Annotated in this window: 17 protein-coding genes; 7 read left to right on the top strand and 10 right to left on the bottom strand. The window is 34.4% G+C overall.

Features of this window, described 5'->3' with window-relative positions; genetic code table 11:
• Nucleotides 1–59 precede the first annotated feature (59 nt).
• Complete coding sequence (locus tag ACPX19_RS04305; RefSeq protein ID WP_426431703.1) at nt 60–539, top strand: acyl-CoA thioesterase; 480 nt, start codon at nt 60–62, stop codon at nt 537–539.
• On the opposite strand, the gene ACPX19_RS04300 is transcribed toward ACPX19_RS04305, so the two are convergent.
• The 4 genes from ACPX19_RS04300 to ACPX19_RS04285 are packed head-to-tail and all read right to left on the bottom strand — an operon-like array spanning nt 536 to nt 3,710.
• Nucleotides 536–1,672: a hypothetical protein gene (locus ACPX19_RS04300; RefSeq protein ID WP_426431702.1), complete on the bottom strand. Its 1,137-nt coding sequence runs from the start codon at nt 1,670–1,672 to the stop codon at nt 536–538. The genes ACPX19_RS04305 and ACPX19_RS04300 overlap by 4 nt on opposite strands.
• 1 nt (nt 1,673) lies before the next feature.
• A complete protein-coding gene (locus ACPX19_RS04295) occupies nt 1,674–2,567 on the bottom strand; it encodes a DMT family transporter (protein ID WP_426431701.1) in 894 nt (297 codons plus the stop codon).
• On the bottom strand, nt 2,560–2,913 hold the full coding sequence (locus ACPX19_RS04290) for an arsenate reductase family protein (protein WP_426431700.1): 354 nt from the start codon (nt 2,911–2,913) through the stop codon (nt 2,560–2,562). The genes ACPX19_RS04295 and ACPX19_RS04290 overlap by 8 nt, the downstream gene beginning before the upstream one ends.
• A gap of 59 nt (nt 2,914–2,972) precedes the next feature.
• The gene (locus ACPX19_RS04285) at nt 2,973–3,710 is read right to left on the bottom strand and encodes a DUF3298 domain-containing protein (protein ID WP_426431699.1); all 738 of its coding nucleotides are present in this window, start codon (nt 3,708–3,710) and stop codon (nt 2,973–2,975) included.
• A gap of 118 nt (nt 3,711–3,828) precedes the next feature.
• Here ACPX19_RS04285 and ACPX19_RS04280 point away from each other — a divergent pair, with 118 nt between their 5' ends.
• Nucleotides 3,829–4,968: a cystathionine gamma-synthase gene (locus tag ACPX19_RS04280; RefSeq protein ID WP_426431698.1), complete on the top strand. Its 1,140-nt coding sequence runs from the start codon at nt 3,829–3,831 to the stop codon at nt 4,966–4,968.
• Nucleotides 4,969–4,978: 10 nt separating this feature from the next.
• Here ACPX19_RS04280 and ACPX19_RS04275 read toward each other — a convergent pair whose 3' ends face one another.
• A complete protein-coding gene (locus ACPX19_RS04275) occupies nt 4,979–5,782 on the bottom strand; it encodes a THC0290_0291 family protein (protein ID WP_426431696.1) in 804 nt (267 codons plus the stop codon).
• Between the two features lie 219 nt (nt 5,783–6,001).
• Here ACPX19_RS04275 and gdhA point away from each other — a divergent pair, with 219 nt between their 5' ends.
• The 4 genes from gdhA (at nt 6,002) to ACPX19_RS04255 (ending at nt 13,028) form a co-directional block, all read left to right on the top strand.
• Complete coding sequence (gdhA, locus tag ACPX19_RS04270; protein WP_426431695.1) at nt 6,002–7,345, top strand: NADP-specific glutamate dehydrogenase; 1,344 nt, start codon at nt 6,002–6,004, stop codon at nt 7,343–7,345.
• Between the two features lie 119 nt (nt 7,346–7,464).
• Nucleotides 7,465–9,846, top strand: a complete 2,382-nt coding sequence (locus ACPX19_RS04265; protein ID WP_426431694.1) for an ABC transporter substrate-binding protein — start codon at nt 7,465–7,467, stop codon at nt 9,844–9,846.
• A gap of 2 nt (nt 9,847–9,848) precedes the next feature.
• Nucleotides 9,849–10,568, top strand: coding sequence for a DNA repair protein RecO (gene recO / locus ACPX19_RS04260; RefSeq protein WP_426431693.1), 720 nt, complete (start codon nt 9,849–9,851; stop codon nt 10,566–10,568).
• A 24-nt stretch (nt 10,569–10,592) separates the two neighbouring features.
• Nucleotides 10,593–13,028 carry a TonB-dependent receptor plug domain-containing protein gene (locus ACPX19_RS04255; RefSeq protein WP_426431692.1) on the top strand — a complete coding sequence of 812 codons (2,436 nt, stop codon included), beginning with the start codon at nt 10,593–10,595 and terminating at the stop codon, nt 13,026–13,028.
• Nucleotides 13,029–13,083: 55 nt separating this feature from the next.
• Here ACPX19_RS04255 and ACPX19_RS04250 read toward each other — a convergent pair whose 3' ends face one another.
• Nucleotides 13,084–17,880, bottom strand: a complete 4,797-nt coding sequence (locus ACPX19_RS04250) for a lamin tail domain-containing protein (protein WP_426431691.1) — start codon at nt 17,878–17,880, stop codon at nt 13,084–13,086.
• 101 nt (nt 17,881–17,981) lie between these two features.
• Here ACPX19_RS04250 and ACPX19_RS04245 point away from each other — a divergent pair, with 101 nt between their 5' ends.
• On the top strand, nt 17,982–18,452 hold the full coding sequence (locus tag ACPX19_RS04245; protein ID WP_426431689.1) for a regulatory protein RecX: 471 nt from the start codon (nt 17,982–17,984) through the stop codon (nt 18,450–18,452).
• 56 nt (nt 18,453–18,508) lie between these two features.
• Here ACPX19_RS04245 and ACPX19_RS04240 read toward each other — a convergent pair whose 3' ends face one another.
• The 4 genes from ACPX19_RS04240 to ACPX19_RS04225 all read right to left on the bottom strand — a co-directional run bounded on the left by ACPX19_RS04240 (nt 18,509) and on the right by ACPX19_RS04225 (nt 22,146).
• The gene (locus ACPX19_RS04240; protein ID WP_426431688.1) at nt 18,509–18,994 is read right to left on the bottom strand and encodes a DUF6646 family protein; all 486 of its coding nucleotides are present in this window, start codon (nt 18,992–18,994) and stop codon (nt 18,509–18,511) included.
• A 56-nt stretch (nt 18,995–19,050) separates the two neighbouring features.
• Nucleotides 19,051–19,911, bottom strand: coding sequence for a cupin-like domain-containing protein (locus ACPX19_RS04235; RefSeq protein WP_426431687.1), 861 nt, complete (start codon nt 19,909–19,911; stop codon nt 19,051–19,053).
• A gap of 116 nt (nt 19,912–20,027) precedes the next feature.
• Nucleotides 20,028–21,455 (bottom strand): flotillin family protein, encoded by a 1,428-nt coding sequence (locus ACPX19_RS04230; protein ID WP_426431686.1) that lies wholly within the window; start codon nt 21,453–21,455, stop codon nt 20,028–20,030.
• Nucleotides 21,456–21,501: 46 nt separating this feature from the next.
• The gene (locus ACPX19_RS04225) at nt 21,502–22,146 is read right to left on the bottom strand and encodes a hypothetical protein (protein WP_426431685.1); all 645 of its coding nucleotides are present in this window, start codon (nt 22,144–22,146) and stop codon (nt 21,502–21,504) included.
• Nucleotides 22,147–22,237 lie beyond the last annotated feature (91 nt).

Raw genomic sequence — 22,237 nt, 5'->3', positions numbered from 1 at the left:
ACTCTTATGTACGCATAACAAGGTTTATTAACTTTGTTTGCCAAAACCAAGGACTTACCATGTACAAAAAACAATTTGAAATTCGCTGGAGCGATGTTGATGCCAATGGACACTTAGCTAATTCTGCCTATACCAACTTTATGAGTCATGCTAGGATGTCTTTTTTTAATGAACAAGGTTTTTCTATGCCAGAAATAATGAAGCATAATATTGGACCAGTTGTGTTTTATGAGCATATGTACTATTTTAAAGAATCCTTTATCGGTACGCCTATTACTGTTACCATTGAAGTTTCTGGTTTGAGTGACGATGGCATGTTGTTTTTGTTTGAACACAATTTTTACAACCATAAAGGCGACAACTTAGCCTATTGCGAAATGCAAGGTGCATGGATAGATTTAAAAGCTAGAAAACTGACGGGTTTGCCTGACGAATTATTAAGGTTGGTACATACATTTCCTAAGTCTGAAAACTATAAAGTTCTTACCAAAGAAGATACTAGGAAACATGGTGTGAGACCGAAGCCAATAAACCTCTAACAATCTTTAAAAGGCTCATGTTGTTTAAATGTTTTTATATGAACATTCTTTATAAAAGGCTTAAGAATTTTATTTGGTAGCGCATATTTGTGTCTGCAATAACAAGTTAAAGTCTTGGGTTGTGCACCTAGCGTACTTTTTATTTCAGAAGCTGTTCTGCCCAAATTTATTTGAGATGATTTTGTTTCTATACCTAACCGAACATAATCATTTAGAATTCTAGGATAGATTGCATATTCTTTATTATTTGAGTAATCAATACCAATAAAATGTGCATCGAGATGATCTCCATTTTGCATTGCTGATAAAAAACCAACCAACTTATCATTCAAAAAATAACCCTTAACGACAAATTTATCCTTGTATGTGTTTTTTAGGTGTATATAAGTATTTAGATTGAGTATCTGAGCATTAAAATCGGCATTATCTATGGTGTTTTGATATAAAGCTTGGAGTTCATCTAAATATATCTTAATGTCTTCCTCATTAAAGAATATAGTCTCTAAAATTTCACTCTTAGCATCAGCTCTATTGACCTTTACACGGTACTTAGATTTTAAATCCGAGGTGTAATCTTCAAAAGACTTCCACTCTGGTCTGAGGTAAATAATCATGTTGGGCTCTACACGCATAGATGCATAATCAAAAGCTTTTAAATGATCCGTAATATATAGAGATTCATCTTCAAAATCTTTAATAAAAATAGTACTTAACCGCTTGCATTTATAAAGCTTTTTTACGGCTTTGGCTATAGCTTTAAAAGTTTCAACTTTAGGTTCACCATCCTTTAAAAATGTACCATACTCGCCACTTAAAAACACATTACCACAAAACAATACTTTGATGTGATTATTACAAAACAGGTTATTCACAGCGGTTCTCAACTTAGAGGACATGGCGATATTTTTGGTAATAGTTTCTATCCCAATAGTTACTATTTGCGTATTTGCAAAAGCAATAGATTTATCTTCTTTTAAAATAAAAATATAATTAAACTCAATATCTGTGTTTGCCAGTTCAAAAGCCTTTAAAAATTCTGGTGAATAATAAATATTGTGTTTGCAGTTGAGATTCTCCCAGTAAGATTTAGGAATCGCATCAACAGTTTTAAATATTTCAGAATTAAAAGACAAACTACTTTTTTTGCTTTCGTTTTACAGTTACTAAATATACTCCAGTAAATATCAGAATCATGGCACCAACTTTAATGGCATCTATAAAGTCAGCTCCAACTGCTAAGGCAAAAAGGGATGCAATCACAGGCTGGATGTAAATAAAAATACCTACAGTAGAGGCTTTTAGCTGGCTAAGGGCAAAAGGGTTAAGTAAATATGTAGCAAAGGTTGCACCAATAACCACAAATACCACAGAAAAAGAAATGTAAGGCGTAAATGTTTGCCATTGTACTTCGCTTAGCTCTTTATAACCAAAAGGAATTAACATAAACAGGCCAATTAAAAACAACCATTTTATAAATGTAACCGGATTGTATTTTTCGGTAAGCTTTTTTATGAGAATCACATAGATACTGTAAGAAATGGCATTGATAAGAATCAACAAATTACCTAAAGGGACATTATCGCCAGGCCTACTAGATTTGCCATAAATTGTTAGAACAAGTGCGCCAATGAGTGCAATTGAAATTCCAATAATTTTTTTTGATGTTATACGTTCTTTTAAGAAATATGAAGAAAGAACTAAAATAATAACAGGAACAATAGTCATTAAAGCAGATGCATGGATCGGTGAAGTATACTCTAATCCTTTAAAAAAGAATAATAGATTTATGACCATTCCAAATATTGCCGCAACTACAAATTTGATATAATCTTTTTTCTCTACTTTTTCCTTTGGCAAAAAGAGACTAAGTAACCAAAAGAGTGCTGTAGCACCTATGACTCTGAGAAGCACAAAACCAAAAGGTTTGATATAGTTTTCATTTATTACGATTTTGGCAAACGTGTAATTAAGCCCATATAACAATTGTACTGCAAATAGGGCAACCAACGCATATTTTCTGCTATCCATGAATTGTTTTTTTGGCAGATTCAATTACCTTTTTAGAGTTGCCAATAAAAATTTTGTTTTCATAAACAATTACAGGACGTTTTAAAAAAGTGTAATGTTCTAGAGTATAATTTTTATAATCCTCTTCAGTAAGTGATTTGTTCTTTAAGTTTAATTCGTTGTAGAGTCTTGCGCGTTTGCTAAAAAGGCTTTCGTAACTATCTGTAAGGACTCTCATCTCTTCTATTTGAGCTTTGGTAATTGGTTCAGTCTTTATGTCTTGAAACTGAAAGTCCTTCGGTAGATTAAGTTCGCTAATAATTTTTGTGCAAGTATTACAAGTACTTAGATAATAGATTTTTTTCATTTTATCTTGTAATTTTAATAGCAAAGAACGGACTTTTAAGGCGATAATTAATACAATGCTTACTTAACTTTTAGGTAAGATTCAATAAAATTAAAAGGAATAACAAACTCAGTGTAGCCTTGGTTATATGAAGCTACCTCATACACATTGTACAGAAAAACTAAACCATCTTCACTAAAACCAATATTTTCAGGTAGTTGAAACGGTTTTCCAAAGAAATAATCCTCTATTTGGCTGTCTTCTTTCTCAGTATCAATAGATTTTAAAAAATAGTCTTTAGCTAAAGTTTTAAAACTTTCTGAGTTTTCTACAATCTCATTAAAACCGAAAACCTCACCTGTCTTGGCGTTAAGATTTAAAAACTTAATCTTGTCATTGCCATGGGCACCACCTTTAAACTCGTAGGTGTTAATAGTTAAGGTTATTATTTCATCAGATTGATAAACCTTTTCAGTTTCAATGTGAAGTTCCCAAGCAGGATGCGATGCTTCAGGATATTGTTTTTTAAAATCTATAAACTCAGAATCAAAATCCTCTAAAACAGACTCTAAACTTGTTTTTTTTGTAACATCGCTAAATGTTGAGATAATGGCTTCATTGATTTTAAAATTTATAACCTTACTTATTTCACTATTACCAATAGCTTCATCGATAGAGACCGAGATGTCGGCTTCATAATGATTCTCGTAAGAATTGTTTTCAAAACTTACTGATTTAGGCTCACTACTGCATGAAAATGTAAAAACGAGACCTAATAACAAAGTAGATAATCTAAATAAAGAGATTTTGTTGATCATTCATTAAAGGTGTTGATATGCTTAATAAAGAACGAATTATAGGTTAAATTTGTTATACTTTACTAGATTTTGTTTTTGTAAAGTTACTACGATTAAGGTAAAATATTTAAAGGACATAATGAAATTTAATACAAAAACCATACATGGTGGTCAGGTGCACGATGTTGCTTACGGATCTGTGATGCCACCAATCTACCAGACAACTACTTATGCTCAGTCACAACCTGGTGTTCACAGAGGCTACGAGTACTCAAGAACGCACAACCCAACAAGACATGCGTTAGAAAAATCTTTTGCAAGTTTAGAAAACGGAAATCATGGTTTAGCTTTTGGCTCTGGGTTGGCGGCTATAGATGCAGTTTTAAAGTTGTTAAAGCCAGGCGATGAGGTCATTTCAACAAATGATTTGTACGGTGGGACTTACCGACTTTTCAGCAAAATTTATGAAAATTTTGGAATTAAGTTTCATTTCATAGGAATGAGCAATGTAGACAATATTGAAAACTATATAAATCAAAAAACTAAACTGATTTGGGTAGAGACACCAACAAACCCAATGATGAACATTATAGACATAAAGGCTGTTTCAAATATATCCAAAAAACACAATCTTCTGCTTGCAGTAGACAACACGTTTGCTACACCATACCTACAACAACCGTTAGATTTGGGAGCGGATATAGTTATGCATTCAGCTACTAAGTATTTAGGTGGTCACAGTGATGTTGTTATGGGAGCTTTGGTTGTTAAAGACAAAGAGTTAGCAAATCAACTTTATTTTATCCAAAATGCAAGTGGCGCAATTTGCGGGCCTCAAGATGCTTTTTTAGTTTTAAGAGGTATAAAAACTTTACACGTTAGAATGCAACGTCACTGTGAAAATGGTAAAGCTGTTGCCGAGTTTTTAAAGAGGCATCCTAAGATTGAAAATGTGTATTGGCCAGGTTTTGAAAGTCATCCTAATCATAAAATTGCTAAATCTCAAATGAATGATTTTGGAGGTATGGTATCGTTCACAACAAAGGGAAACAACTATGAAAAAGCGATTGAAATAATCGAAAATTTAAACATTTTCACTCTAGCAGAATCTCTTGGTGGAGTAGAATCATTAGCTGGTCATCCTGCAAGTATGACACATGCAAGTATACCTAAAGAAGAGCGTGAGAAAACAGGAGTTATAGATTCTTTAATAAGGTTGAGTGTTGGTATAGAAGACAAAGAGGATCTAATTGCCGATCTTAAACAAGCGATAGGATAATCAGCCTCTACTAATCTAGATAGTATATATAACCAAAATTTAGCCAAAGATTCCAATCATTGGCTTTATTAGATGGTAATTTATGGTCTAATCCATCAATAAAATCATCAAAATAATACTGCCATCTCAATTCTACAAATAAGTCAGATAGTATGGTTAGTTTATAACGCGTGCCTATGCTAGCAACTACAGACCAAGTAGAACCAGACTCTGCGCTAATAAAAGGGTCACCTCCAGAAACATTATCCCATGGAGTATAAAAGTTGTTGTTATTTAAAATATTACTGTCACCGTAGCTGGTTTCAACATCGGGATTAAATGAAACAAAATGAGCACCAACAGCAACAAAAGGGGCGAAAGAGTAAGCACCTGCAGAAAAAGCTCTAATACTTCTTGGGAAATATTCTAGTTGCATACCGACATCCCAGTTTTGGGCTTCACCGGTATGGGCTCTTAATTTATCAGCATCAGCACTTGTTCTTGCATCATCTACCCACTTTCCAAAATGTTCTAAAGGAGTTTTGTTCCAAGAAATTTCACTTCTTAATTTAAAGTGATCGTTAAAATAGGTATCCGTGCTGTAACAATTACAATCAGCTCTATAAGCAAAATTGATGTAGTGAACAATCCCTAGTGCTATCCCAGTGTTACCAGAATTGGTTTCAAAGTCGTTTCTAACCCCAAAGTCAGATTGAAACGCAACCGCTCCAATAAATGCACCTATTTCGTGAGAAAAACCCAATTGGGCTGAAGAGGTTTGAATTGTGCATATCAACCCAAACAACATTATTAATTTTTTAATATGTCTTGCCATATAACACTTATGATTAAGCGGTTGCCGAACAAATATATAAAAACTCGACAAACTACAAAATAAAACGGATAAAATGCAAATTTCTTTTAGGGAGAAGAATTTTATTACAAAACCTAAATATTTAAAAAATAATTGAGAATATAAAAAAAATAACCCTTTATTTTTAAAGATAACTTATCTTTGCACCCTATAAATCACATTTTCTTAACAATTTTTTATATGAAAGATAAAATTGAAGCTTTTTTAGATCTTGTAAGAGAGCGAAATGGGCACGAACCTGAGTTTTTACAAGCTGTTCAAGAAGTAGCTGAGACAGTTATTCCTTACATTGCTAAGCACGAAATCTACAATGGTAAAAATATTCTTTTAAGAATGGTAGAACCAGAACGTCTCATTTCTTTTAGGGTAAGTTGGGTAGATGATTCTGGGGAAATACAGGTCAACAGAGGTTACAGAGTGCAAATGAACTCTGCAATTGGACCTTACAAAGGAGGTTTACGTTTTCATCCTACAGTAAATGCTAGTATTTTAAAGTTTTTGGCATTCGAGCAAGTATTTAAAAATAGCTTAACCACATTGCCTATGGGTGGTGGTAAAGGAGGATCTGATTTTGACCCTAAAGGAAAATCTGATAACGAAATTATGCGCTTTTGCCATGCCTTTATGACTGAATTATACAGACACATTGGTCACAACACAGATGTTCCTGCAGGTGACATAGGCGTGGGAGCAAGAGAGATTGGTTTTATGTTTGGGATGTATAAGAAATTGAACAATACTTTTACAGGGGTTTTGACAGGAAAAGGACAATCTTGGGGTGGATCTTTAATTAGACCTGAAGCAACAGGATACGGTAATGTTTATTTTGCCGAAAACATGCTTAAAACCAAGAATGATTCTTTTAAAGGTAAAAAAGTTGTTATTTCAGGATCTGGTAATGTAGCGCAGTTTGCAGCTGAAAAAGCTATAGAATTAGGGGCTACAGTACTCACACTTTCTGATTCGGGTGGTTACATTTATGACGTAGAAGGTATTAATACAGAGAAGTTAAAATTTGTAATGGATCTTAAGAACAACAAACGTGGAAGAATTAGTGAGTATGTTGATAAGTATCCAAATGCAAAATATTTTGAAGGTGAAAGACCATGGTCGGTAAAATGTGATATAGCATTACCTTGTGCTACACAAAACGAATTAAATGGTGAGGAAGCCAAGACTTTGATTGATAATGGTTGCATATGTGTTTCTGAAGGTGCTAACATGCCGTCAACACCAGAAGCAATCCATGAGTTTCATAAAGCAAAAATATTATTTGCGCCAGGAAAAGCATCAAATGCAGGTGGTGTGGCTACTTCAGGTTTAGAGATGAGCCAAAATTCATTACGATTAAGTTGGACTCGAGAAGAGGTCGATGAACGCTTAAAAGAAATAATGAAGAACATCCACAATGCTTGTGTTGAGTATGGTAAAAATGATGATGGCTCAGTAGATTACGTAAGAGGCGCAAACATCGCAGGATTTGTAAAAGTAGCCGACGCAATGTTAGCTCAAGGGGTTATATAGTTTAGAAATTCAAAATATATAAAAGCTTCCATTTATAATGGAAGCTTTTTTTGTTACATGTTATATGATTAATATAATATTATCGTTACTATTAAATATATTTGATAAAAAAAATTATAATGCCTAAATCTATTTTTAGATCCATACTATTCGTTTTTGGATTATCACTCAATCTAGGAGCGCAAGATTTCTCTACATTATGGCAGGCACATTTCTCTTACAATGATATTGTAGATGTTGTTAACGGTAATAATAAAATATATGCTGCTGCACAAAATGCTGTTTTTGAATACGATACCTTAACTCAAGAAATAAATACCATTACTACCGTAGAAGGTTTGTCTGGTGAGCAGATTACAACAATTCTTTACAGTGAAGAATTTCAATATTTAGTTATTGGTTATGAAACAGGTCTGTTAGAAGTGTATTTCGAAACAGATAGCTCTGTACTAACTGTGGTTGATATTTTAGAAAAAGAAAATATTGCACCAGATAATAAATCTATTAATCATTTATATGAGCATGAGGGTTTAGTTTATATCTCTACAGACTTTGGTATATCTGTTTATGATTTGGCAAGATTAGAGTTTGGGGATACATACTTTTTAGGTAATGGAGGCTCACAGATTACAGTAAATCAGGTTACTGTGCTGAATAATGAGATTTTTGCAGCTTGTTCTAGTAACAATGGTTTAAAAAAGGCAGAAATAAATAATCCAAATCTTATTGATTTTGCTCAATGGCAAACCGTTATTGGAGGTAACTTTGTAAATATTAATACAGTTGGCGACCGAGCCTATGCGGTAAGAGCTAACAGAGCTTTTTTTGAAATAACCAATACAAGCTTCACTGAGTTATTTGTTTTGCCTGTATTACCAACAGATACAGAAGTAAGCGAAAACAACCTAATCATTTCAAATGTAAGCACTATTGAAGTTTATAATGAGACCGCTCAATTAATTTCAAGCTACACCCCAAATGATGATTTTGATACCCAATTTTCATCCGCTGTTCAATTAGGTAATGAGGTGTATATAGGAACTAAAGATTATGGAGTTTTAAAGACACTTACTTCAGATGGATTAATGTTTACTGAAATTAAACCTAATGGCCCCTTAATGAATGAAATATTCCGGCTCAATGCAGATTCTGATGTAGTTTGGGCAAGTTTTGGGGATTATACACCTGCTTTTGATCCTGCACCAGCAAGAACTAGAGGATTAAGCTATCTAAGAGATAATGTTTGGGAAAGCATACCTTTTGACAGTGTATTTGGGGCTAGAAACCTATCTGAAATAGCTGTAAACCCATTTAATCCAAGCCAAGTTTTTGTTAGTTCTTTTCAAAATGGAATTTTAGAAATAAATAATTTTCAACCTACAATTCTTTATAATCAAAATAATAGTGGTTTAGAATCATTGATTTTACCAAATGCACCAAATTTTATTAGTATAAGAGTGTCTGCTTCTGCTTTTGATAATAATGGCGTACTTTGGAGTATGACAGCTCGTGCACCTAATCCTTTAAAATCATATGATCCTAATTCTGGTAATTGGCAAGGGTATGACTTTTCTTCAATTATAGAAGATACACTGTTAGGCGAATTTGGGTTTCATGATATTGCCATTGACAATAACGGTACCAAATGGATAGGGGGCTACGCCAACGGACTTTATGCTTATAACGAGAATTTAGCTATTCCGCTTAAGAATCTAACTTCAGAAGAACAGAACCTCCCTTTTCCAAGGGTAACCGCTTTAGAAATTGATAACAGAAATCAGCTTTGGGTAGGTACATTTTCAGGATTAAGAGTTCTGTTTAATACTTCTGGTTTCTTTGATGACCCTAATCCCACTTTAAGTTCAATCATTATTTTAGAAGATGGTATAGCACAAGAATTATTAGAATCTCAGACAATTTCAGATATTGAAGTTGATGGGTCTAATAATAAGTGGGTTGGTACTGTAGACTCTGGTGTGTTTTATTTTTCACCAGATGGTCAAAATACCATTTATCATTTTACTAAAGATAACTCACCATTACCTTCTAATCGAATTACAGATATTGCATTGGATTCTAATAATGGAATTGTATATATAGCCACAACAAAAGGGATGCTTTCTTTTAGGGCTGGTGGCTCAAAACCAGAAGAAACATTAGAAAATGCTTTTGTGTATCCAAATCCGGTAAGACCAGAATATGAGGTACTAGGATTTAATGATTTAAATGATATTAATAAAGGCATTAAAATTAGTGGATTAACAGAGAATGTAAATATTAAGATTACAGATATTGAGGGTAATCTTGTCGCAGAGGCACAGTCTAATATAAATTTAAGATCATCCAATACTAATTATAACTTTGCTATAGATGGTGGTACTGCTGTATGGAACGGTAAAAATCTCGCAAATTCCATTGTTAGAACAGGTGTTTATCTTATAATGATTTCTGATTTAAATTCGTTTGAAACAAAAGTTTTAAAGGTTCTTATAGTGCGATAAAAATGCTTACAAAAAATCAAGGCATTGTTCTTTCAAAAATAAAATACAGAGATAACGATCTTATCGTAAAGTGTTATACCAAAGAAAGAGGAATAGTTAGCTATATTTTAAGAGGTGTTTTGAAATCTAAAAGAGGAAGTAGTAAGACTATTTATTTTCAGGTCTTATCTCAATTACAATTTGAAGAAAACTTTAGGACTAATAGATCGCTTCAAGAAATTAAAGAAGTAAAGTTCAGTTACATATATCGTAGTTTAAATTCAAATATTTTTAAGAGCTCAATTGTATTGTTTCTTTCAGAAATCCTTTCTAACTCATTAAAGGAAGAAGAAAAAAATGAGACACTTTTTAACTATCTCGAAATCGCTTTACAATACCTTGACAGCTCAGAAAAATTTTCAAATTTTCATTTATTATTTCTCTTAAAGCTAACACGTTACCTTGGATTTCAGCCCGAAAACAAAAACTTAGACCAACCATATTTTAACTTAGAATCTGGAAATTTTGAAATGAACGATCAAGGCGTCTATTCTATTTCTGGCGAAAGTTTAACATTGTTAAAACAGTTATTAGGCATAAATTTTGATGCTCTAGAAAACATCAAAATCAACGCAAAACAAAGACGAGAGTTTTTAAATATATTATTGCATTATTTTGAATTACATTTAGACGGGTTTAAGAAACCCAAGTCATTACAAGTGCTAAATGAAGTGTTTCATTAAGCCAGTTATTACGAAAAGATTTTAATGAAGATGTATATAAAACTAAAATGTAATATCATTTATAGTATAATTATGTGCCTATGCTGTAAAGGTGCATTTGCCCAAACCATTACAGTTTTAGAAGAGGGTACAAATCAACCAATTTCTGGTGTTTCTCTGTATAATCTACAAAAGACAAAATACGAGGTTACTGATTTTGATGGTAATGCCATCTTAGACAAGTTTAATGATAGAGAGGTAATCTATTTTCAGAATTTATTGTATGAGAAATTAGAACTGAGGAAGGTTGAAATTTCTCAAAACAACTACATAGTGTATTTAATACCAAAAGTAGAAGGGCTTAAACAAATTGTAATTTCAGTATCTAAGTTTGAGCAGAGTAAAAAAGACATTCCACAGTCTATAGTTGCGTTAAATGCTAAAGAAATAGCTTTAGCTAATCCACAGACAAGTGCAGATCTTTTGGATAATACAGGGAATGTATTTATACAAAAAAGCCAAATGGGCGGAGGTAGCCCAATGATTCGTGGTTTTTCTACTAACAGACTGCTCATATCTGTAGATGGTGTGCGAATGAACAACGCCATTTTTAGAGGAGGTAATCTGCAAAATGTTATTTCTATAGACCCGTTATCCATCCAAAACACCGAAGTAACATTAGGTGCAGGATCTGTAGTTTATGGCAGTGATGCTATTGGTGGTGTAATGAGTTTCTACACAAAAAAGCCACAATTATCTTACAAAGACAAGTGCATAGTCAATGGTGGTACTATGGTGCGTTATGCTAGTGCTAATAACGAAAAAACAACACATTTAGATTTTAATCTTGGGTATAACAAATGGGCATTTTTAACAAATGTTAGCTACACAGATTTTGATGATTTAAGGATGGGAAGCCACGGGCCAGATGAATACTTAAGACCAGAATATGTTGTTAGGCAAAATGAGGAAGACGTTATTATATCAAATAACAATCCTAAGCTACAAGTACCAACAGCCTATAGTCAAATAAACCTCATGCAAAAAGTAAGATATGAGCCAAGAGATAATCTGAAGTTTGACTTAGGTTTGTTTTTTACTACAACCTCAGATTATCCAAGATATGATAGATTAGTGAGACCAAGAGGTGAGATGCTTCGCTCAGCAGAGTGGGAGTATGGTCCGCAACAATGGTTTATGGGTAACTTACAAGTTACTAAAACCAGCAGTAGTTCGAACATTTATGACAAAATACAAGCCACAATAGCTTTTCAAAACTTTAGGGAAAGTAGAAAAGATAGAGATTTTCAATCTGATATTCGTGAAGTAAGAGAAGAACGAGTAGATGTTATATCTTTTAATCTAGATTTAGAGAAAAAAATGAGTCCCAAAACCACAATATCTTATGGATTAGAATATCTTTTTAACAGAGTGGGATCAGAAGGGTTCGAAGAAAATATTGAAACCAACACAAAAGTTGCAAATGTTACTCGATATCCAGATGGAGCAACATGGCAATCTTTGGCTGCGTACACAAGTTTAAAGTACAAGCCTAATTCTGAATTCGTTTTTCAAACGGGTTTAAGATTTAATCAAATTATTGCTAAAGCAGATTTTACGGCTAATAATAGCTTTTTAAATCTTCCTTTTGATGAAGCAAATATCAACACAGGTGCATTGACAGGTACAGCTGGTATAACTTGGTCGCCAAGCGCTTTGATTCAGTGGAAGTTAAATGCCTCTACAGCCTTTAGAGCGCCAAATATTGATGATATTGGTAAGGTGTTTGATTCAGAACCAGGATCCGTTGTGGTGCCAAATAATAATTTGAGTCCAGAGTATGCCTATGGAGGCGAATTAGGGTTAAGATTGGATTTTGAGAACAAGGTTATATTAGATATGGCCACCTATTATACCTTTTTAGACAATGCACTTATTAGAAGAAATTTTAATGTAAATGGTGAAACCGAAATTGTTTATGATGGAGAATTAAGTACAGTACAAGCTATACAAAATGCTTCAAAAGCATGGATTTATGGCTTTGAAGTAGGTGCGGAAATGAATTTTTCGGAGACCTTAAAACTACGCTCTCAGTATAATATTATTGGAGGAACAGAAGATGATAATGGTATTGAAGTGCCAGTAAGACATGTGGCACCAAATTTTGGTAGAACTCATTTGATTTGGAGAAAAGATAAACTACTTCTGGATGCTTTTTTGGTGTATAACAGTGAGCTATCCTTTAATCAATTAGCACCATCTGAAGTAGAAAAAGATTATATCTATGCTTTAGATCGTAATGGGAATCCGTATAGTCCTTCTTGGTATACCTTAAATTTAAGATCGCAATACCAATGGAAAGATAAATTGACATTGACAGCAAGTTTAGAGAATATAACAGACCAACGTTATCGACCTTATTCTTCGGGCATTTCTGCTGCGGGTAGAAACTTAATAATAGCGGTACAATATGCTTTTTAAAAATAAAAGGCCTCACTAATAAGACCTTTTTATTTTAATGTCGGTTATATCTAAACTAACGTTGTTTAATAGCTTTTTTACTAATTACTTGTCCGTTAGATAAAGTAACTTTAGCTATATAAGCTGCTTTACTCAGCTTTGATAAGTCATATACTTCGGTTGAACCATTTCCATTTAGGCTGTAAACTTGTCTACCAAGTACGTCTAAGATTTCAACATGCTTTATAGCATATTGCTCGCTAACCGTTATTTGTACTTCTCCATTATTAAGTTCGGTAATAATAATATCGTTTGCAGTAATAGTATTATCATTTACTGAAAGCGCTTCTGGTGTAAATACAATTTCAAAACGATTGTTGAATTCACCACTATTAGAAGTGAAATTATAATTAGATGTCTTTAGATTATGAATAATGTTTAAGTCATAATCTATGATAAAAATATCGTTTTCATCCATAAAATTACCTTCAGTAGTATGAATCGAAATCGTATATATGGTGGCTTCTTCTATGGTGGTATTAAACCCTAAAGGAATCACTTCATCAATATTCAAACTATTTGGATCTTTACCCTGAATAGCAAATTTTTTATCAACTGCGGAATCCATTGTAGTGTATAAACCAGAATATAAATCAGAAGACAAATTTTTATGGGCATCATAATACATGCCGTCATCTCCATCAGTAGCACCATCAACATAAGCTATTAGGACCTGATTAAAAATACCATTGTCTGAAGTTAAATTTATCCAAAGCTTATTATATTGAGCGGTTCTAAAGAATTGATTATTACTTCCAGTTACACGCATACTATTGTTAAATACTATGTTGGTTGTCATTATGGTTCCGCTATGTACTAAAGCTGCTGCTGTGTCATCCATGGACACAAAGAAGCCTTGCCCAGAAGGGATATATCTATTTGGTACAACTCCATCTCCACCAGCCGTTTGCCCAGAACCATTTATAATAGCGTAGTCACTTTGTGCGTAGTTAAGGTTTTCGTTACCATTAGTGTTGCCATCTGCAGCAGTATTATGGGACCAAAAGAATATGGCACCGTTTGTAGCGCCTACAGTTTGGTCTATACTAGCATTAGCTGCTAAGAATAAGTCTGCATCTATAGCTGAAGGGTAAGGGTTACCTATAAAATTCCAGTTGTTATCATTTAATTCTATATCATTTCTGTAAATAGGAATATTATAAACACCATTATTAAAAGGGCCTTCAAAAGTATATATGTATTGATTTGGACCTATAAAACCTAAAGGACTATGTGTTGAGGCATAACCCACACCAGGGGACATAATGGTTGTGCTATTTACAAACTGCCAGTCATTAGCATCATCATCTATATCGTCTTGGCCAACAAGTGTAGTATTATCATTATTTGTTTCTTGTGTTGAATCTCTAAAGTTCTGACCATTAAAAGAAAAGATTCTATTTGCATTAGCCTCAAATAAACCTTCGCTAATAAGCTCTCCAACAACAGGCGAACTCCAATAAGTATACTCTAATGGTGAAGCTAAAGGTGCTGTTTCTTTTTCTACACTGATTTTGGTTTTATCAGTTAGAACATCTCCATTTACAGTAGCAGTATCATTAGTTTGAACAAATGAGCCGTCAGTTTTTACAATTATAGTGCCATCTACAGTTAAATCATTTTCTACCAAAACATAAGTATTGTTTTCAATAGTTAAGGTACTGCCCGTATTCACCGTACATTCACAAGCCTCAAAACTGGTCTGAACACCACCTACAGCAGTATTATAATTACCATCTATAATAACACCAGCATTGGTAGTTGGCATAGTGTCAATAGCAGTGCCATCGTTCCAAATCCAGTTGGTGCCATTCCATGTGGCGGTTGCATATGTAATTTGTATGGCGTTAGAAGCCGTATAACAGGTCGCATCATCTTCTCTTACTTCACAATAAAACTGAAAATCCAAAACACTATTTGGATCAGAAATTATTAAATCTGGTGAAGCTGTATTTGTAGTATAAATACCACCATTGTTTATGGCCTGCCAACCAAGACTAGAATTTGCAGGATCATAAGCATACCAATAATATGCCAAAGCATTGCCAGTAACAAAGCCTTCTGTAGCAGAAACTGATATTGTAACTTCATTACAAGCTGTTGTTGCACTTGAAATGCTATTTACAGTTGGAGGTGTTCCTGTTGAGAAATCATAATTCCCTATATCAGAGTAATCATTATCAGTACAAGATACCCAATCTACATAAGCCCAATCGGTAATACTGAAGTTAGGATCAGGTAAATTAGGGGCATTATTGTTTCTTGTGAAAACGACGCCTTCTGATCCAATACCCAATGCATCAGCCCAAGTATTAGATAGATAAGTTCCCCAAGAGTCAACATGGTTTGTCCCATCATATAATCGTATATGGTCATCACCATTTACAACAAAATTTACTCCTCCAAAACCAATTTGGTCGGCTAAAGAGCCATCTGCACCTGTCACACCTGTACAGTTTGAACCAGAACTCACACCAACAATATAGGTGTTACCTGATGCTAGGTTGACATTATTTAAATTTATTAAGCCGCCATTTTCCGTTGCATTTCCGTTGTTAAAAAACTGAATACTGTAATTACTTAGATTAATGGTAACCCCAGTTCCGTTGTATATTTCAATGTAAGTAAGACCTCCTGTGTTAGCATCTGTAACTTCAGAAATGAAAAGATCCGTAGGTGTCGTACCACTCGAACCCTCACAACTAGATATTTGTGAACTGATAATGGTAAATGGGGTAGAACCTGGGCAACCTAAATCATCAACTATTTCTAAGTTACCTGATATAGCTCCAGATGGTACAGTAACTTCCATTACTGTGGCAGATATATTATTAACAGTAGCGGCTAATCCATTAAAGGAGGCTGTAGCTGTGGATAAGTTTGTTCCTGTAACAGTAACTACAGTGTTTATCGGACCCGAATTTGGGGTTGCTGTAATGGCATTTGCAATACATTCTGCATTACCTTCTACTGTAAAGGTATAAGGATTTTCATCGGCATCGTTACTGATTATTTGAATAACAGCTGTTTTAACACCAATAGTAGTCGGACTAAATTCTATATCAAAGTTGCTAAATCCATTTGGGTCTGCAGGTGCAATTGGTGAGGAAGGTAAAGCTGAAATAGAAAAATCTCCAATATCACCACTTGCAACGGTTACACTTGTTATTGTTAGGTTTTGCGTGCCACCAAAGTTTTCTATTCTAAATGTATTAGTACTCGTACCAAAAACTGGAACATCTCCAAAATCAGTACCATCAAAAGCTGCTGGTGTAACGTCACCATTTGCTATATCAGGGAAATTGGCCGTTGTACCTTCAACATTAATCTCTGGACCGATTGGTGTACAAGGTGATATTAAAGAGTTTACACCAGGAGACCCACCATTAATGACTTCCCAGTAATTAGAACTGGTAACCGAATTATCTAAAGATGTATCAATAACATGCAATGAATCTGTATTACCGCCATCAGCTGAATTGTAAGTAACAGTATCAACAACAGTACTTCCATCAGAAGCAGTAAGCGTTATGGTATCTGAAGTATTATTTAATGTTCCTGTACCTGCGCCATTAGTATAATCTGGTGTAAACGGACAATCAGGGTTAAAAGTAGCATCACCACTATCTCCTAGGGCTACAGTTATACAAGTGCCATCTGCAATTAGAACTCCTGTTGATGGAAATGTAAATTCGGTTATTCCACCAACTTCAATGGTGTAACCATTTAAAACTTGAGTACTTCCAGAAACATTACAGATTTCAATCCATTCGTCATCCGTTCCGGAAGTATTATACATTATCTCTGTAATAACAACATCCGCAGGAAAAGCGGCATCATTATCGTTTATAGTTAGTACATGTTGGGTATCAATACCTAAAGCCGCAGCATCACCACCTGTAGGGTTGGTAAGATTCAACACAACCGTTTCATTGCCTTCAATCAAAAGATCGTCATTAGAGATATAAATGGTTAAGCATTGATCTGCACTACTGTTTGCTGGGAATGTTAAAGTTTGAGGGAAGATTATGGCAGCTGGTATACCTGCACCATCATCGTAATCGGTGCCATTGGTTGCAGTTGAAGCTCCATCTAAAGTTACATCTACCGTAGTTGCATTAGTGGTTGAAGGATTATTGATGCTTGCACAAACATCTATAAACAAACCATTTTCTGCTAAAGTTGAGGTTGTTGAAGTGAATTGAACGGTTGTGTTGGTTGAAGAACAACTCGCAGGTGCGTTACCAAAATCCGTAGGTGTATTACCATCAGCTATCTGGTCAAACCTAGAGCTTGGATCAGTCCACCCATCGGTATCTCCGTCACATATTCCATTTTGCATTTGGAGGTTATTATTTGCTGTTGAAACTCCGCCTCCTGTCCACGCAGCACCGGGATCAGTACCACAAAGCCCAAACTCATCTTGTAGAACACCACCTAAATACAATTGTAAGGCATCATCACCATTAAATGCAAATGCAAAAACAGTAGTGCCACTCAAATCAGTACCATTTGTGGTTGCAAATGTAATTAAGTCGGTCGTTCCAATCACCCAAACTTCGTCTACAGCTAGAGTCCCTGATGTGATGTTAACAACTTGTGTACATGCAGTTCCATTTGTACCCTGAAATATCTCTAAATTATTTACAGCAAAATCAATAGGTGTACCAGAAATATTGAATATTTCAATTCCTTTATAAAAATTTCCGCCTGTAGCATCTTCAATATATTGACTAATTATTACATCAGATTGCCCAAAACCAAAATTTAGGCCACAAATAAGAAGTATAAGGGATAAGTAGTTCTTTTTCATAGGGATTGGATTAATTAAACCATAACAAAGGTAAATTAAAATTACCTAATTAACAGAGGGTTAGGTCTTGAAAAGTATTAACAAATTGTTATTTTCGTAAAATGAACCCACAAACCACTTATACTGTCGATGAAGCGCAAAAAAAGCTAGAAAACTACTGTGCTTATCAAGAGCGTTGCCACAAAGAAGTAAGAGTGAAACTACAGGACATGAATATGATTCCTGAAGCTATCGACAAAATCATGGTGCATCTCATTGAACACAATTTTTTAAACGAAGAACGTTTCGCAAAGGCTTTTGTACGTGGCAAGTTTAGAATAAAAAAATGGGGAAAAGATCGGTTGGTAAGGGAGTTAAAGTTTAGAGATATTTCAAAGTATGCTATAGATGTAGCTTTAACAGAAATTAGAGATGAAGATTATTTTGAGACTCTAGATGAGCTAATGCAAAAACGACTAGCACAAGTCAACGAAAAAAATATCTATAAGAAAAAGAAAAAAGTTGCTGATTACTTGCTGTATAGAGGGTGGGAAAGCCATCTGGTGTACGAAAAACTAAATGAACATTTATAAAAAAAGCCTTTTCGATTTTTAGAAAAGGCTTTTTAATAATTAACGTTTGAGAAGTTTTATAGATTAAAACTAGCACCAATATTAAAAGTAAATTGATTATAAAATAAATCTACTTCATCATCATATTTTGCAAGTGGAAAAGCCGCTTCAGTATATATACCAAAACCTTCAGAAAAGAAATAACGCGCACCCAAATGACCACCAAAGTTCTTTAAGCTTAGACTAAGACCAGGATAAAGATCAAAGTTAGGGTCAATATTTATAACATTACCAAGGTTGGCGTTAAATCTGGCTTTTAAATCAAAACGATCACCAAAATCAGTGACATCAGCCAATACATCGTCAATACCCAAAGCATAAGACGAAGACAAACCAATAGAAAAGTTTTCACCCAGTCCATAATCGTATGTAAGATTTAATCCTGTGGCTTCATCTTGAAAGTTGGCGCCAACCTGAAACTTCTGATCACCTTTACCCTTAAAAGCTTGAGCGTTTACAAAACTGAATAGTAACAATGCAACTATTAATACAATATTTTTCATGTCTTTAATTTTTTTAAAATGTGGTTAAATATACAAATAGAATAAATTTGAGAAAATTAAACGTAACGCTTTGTATTGGCGATGGCCTTTTCGTTTTTCCAATCTATCCATTTCTGGCCCCTTATTCTTCGCATTATATTGTCATAATTACGCATTAAAAATACGTTGTATAACGCCTTTCCTAAGTTTTTTGGGTTTCGAGCTATGGCGCGCAGACTCATAGAGAAGCCAGGTGTGATATAGCGCATATAGTGCCAATAACCTTCTGGCATATATAACACTTCACCATGGTTGAGGTTACAAATCCAGCCTTTGGCATGTTGTAATGCTGGCCATTTTTCAAAATCTGGGTTGGCAAAGTCAATATCCTCTCTGGTAATAAGCGAATGCGGTACTTTATACAAATACTTATTTTGCTTTTGATCAAAAAGAATGATTTGTTTTTTACCTTCAAAATGAAAATGAAAGATATTGGCCAAATCAATATCGTAATGCATAAACGTGTAGGAATCCCTGCCACCAAAAAATAGCATTGGTAGACCTTTCATTAATCGAAGTCCAAAATCCGGATAGCTAAAATCCTTTTGAAGTTGAGGGACTTCTTTTAATATGTTCCAAAGGAAGATTCTAAACTTGGTAGGCTCACGTTTTAGTAAGTCTATATAGTCGCTCATTTTCATTTTGGCATGAGCCTCGTTAAAACCATCTTTATAATCTACAGGTCTATCATCGTAAAGCGGAACAGTTTTATCGCCAGCAACTTCTTTCATGTAGTCCAAGCTCCACTTTGTATATGCTGGCCAATCCTCTATAAAACGCTCTATCACAACTGGTTTTTGCGGTTTGAAGTAGTGTTTCAAAAAATCAGCTTTTGTGATAGTTTCAACACGTGGTATGTCTTGTAGATTTAATTGCAAGAGTTAAAACATTTTTGATTGCCAAAGTTAATAAAACGTTACCAAAGTTTTGATATTGTAAATTTGAAAAGCAGAATAAAAAACCCACTCATTTAATGAATGGGTTTTTGTTACAGTTATTTACTAGGCTTATCGATTTCGGCATCATCAGCTTCAATCTCTTTTTTGTCTTTACCCTTGAGATACTCAGGTAAATCCATACCAGCCATATTAAACATTTCTTGTAAAGGTGGAACGGCTTTGTACATACCAGAGATAAAGTTAGAGGTGGATGATTTTCCATCTTTGTTGCCACCATTTTCCCAAACGGTAACTTTATCAATTTTAATGTTCTTAATTGCTTCAGCTTGTGTTTTTACCAATTCAGGTAATTTATCAGCAATCAATAGTAATACAGCGTCTTTAGAGTTGTTGCCTGCGGCTTTAACGATTTCATCTAAACCAGCCGCTTGTTTGGTCAATACTTCGTAAAGTCCTTTTGCTTCAGCTTGGGCTTTAAATAAGATTGCATCTGCTTCACCCTTTGCACGTCTTCTTATACGCTCTGCTTCTGCTTCTGCATCAATTTCGGCTTTCTTTTTAGCAATTTCGGCAGGTACAATAACATCTGCCATTTGTGATGAACGTTCACGCTCAGCTCTGGCAGCTTCGGCCTCTTGCTCTGCTGCATAAGATTCTTCTAATGCTTTTGCAGTCTGTACTTTTTCAGAAGCAATTGCTACACGCTCGGCCTCAGCTTCACGTTGACGACGCAAAGAGTCTGAATTGGCAACTGAAATTTTTGCAGTGTTTTCGCCTTCTACAGCTTTTGCGTTTGCAGCAGCTACTTGTGTTTTTTCATCTTGTACTGCATTAGCTTCACCAATAGCACCATCTCTATTTTTCTCCGCAACAGACTTACGTGCTGCGTTAATAGCGTGGGCAGCTGCTTCCTTACCTAAAGCTTCAATGTAGCCCGATTCATCAACAATATCAGTAATATTTACGTTAATCAGTTTAAGACCAACTTTCTTTAGTTCAGATTCTACAGATTGCGAAATATTAGTTAAGAATTTATCTCTGTCAGAGTTAATTTCTTCAATATCCATTGATGCCACAACCAAACGTAACTGACCGAAAATAATTTCTTTAGCCAATTCTTGGATGTCTTGTAAACCTAAGCCTAACAAACGCTCAGCAGCATTTTGCATCACACCAGGTTCCGTAGATACACCAATGGTAAAACGAGACGGTACATTAACACGGATATTTTGTTTAGACAGTGCATTTATTAAGTTAACTTCAATAGAAATAGGTGTTAAGTCTAGATATTCATAATCTTGAATAACTGGTACAATAAAGGCAGCTCCACCGTGAATACATTTAGCTGATTTTCCGCCTCCAACTTTTCCGTAAACAACTAATATTCTATCCGAAGGGCAACGTTTATAACGCTTAATAAGAATGATTAAGGTCACAACAATAAACAAGGCTACGAAAATAAGTAGCAAAGGACCGCCAAGACTTCCAACGTCAAAGCTTTCCTGGATGGTTAATAATTTCATGTGTGTCATTTTAATGATTAAAGGATTTTTATAAATTTTTATAAGATTATTCGTTGTTGATTAAGTAGCCATTGCCTTCGCCTAATTCCTCCTTAGGAGTTGCCTTAGCTTCTATAGGTTTTCGAGTTTGGTCTACGATAAGAATACCATTAGAAGTAACGTCTACAACTTTAATGATAGTACCAGATTTTAATGGTGTAAGCGAATCGGTCAAGGCATCGAGTTCTCTAACAGCCCCTTGAACATTAACGCTCACTTTACCCATACTTGAGCGATCAGCACCAATCGTGAGATAGACTTCACCAACAGCATCTAAAGCATTTTTATAGTTAAGAGTTCCACTATCACTTAGTTTATTGATAAAGTAGAACAATGCAGCCATTATTACCATCATCAGTAATCCGCTAATTACAGATATTATAATGGTTAAAGGTGTGGACAAACCAGCATCGATACAAGCTATGCCACTCCATCCAAAAATGGTAAAAAAACCAACGAGGTTTTTAAAAGTAATAAAATGAAATCCTGCTCCTGCATCACTATCTATATCGCTATCTACATCACCCAAATCATCTGCATCTCCACCTACAAAAGCCATAAGCATTACCCCTAAAAAAATCACTGATCCTATAATGGCAACAATCCAGTATACTTTGGGTAAAAACTCTAAATTTGAAAACCACTCAGCCATAGTACTTAAGATTTAAAATGAATTAATAAATATACAATCATTGTAAGATTATTCTATCTTAATTTGAAAGTTTTCGACAAATTTTGGCCAT

The organism is Winogradskyella sp. HB-48 (genome assembly GCF_049942685.1).
GTDB lineage: Bacteria > Bacteroidota > Bacteroidia > Flavobacteriales > Flavobacteriaceae > Winogradskyella.
This window is presented reverse-complemented; position numbering and strand designations above follow the sequence as displayed.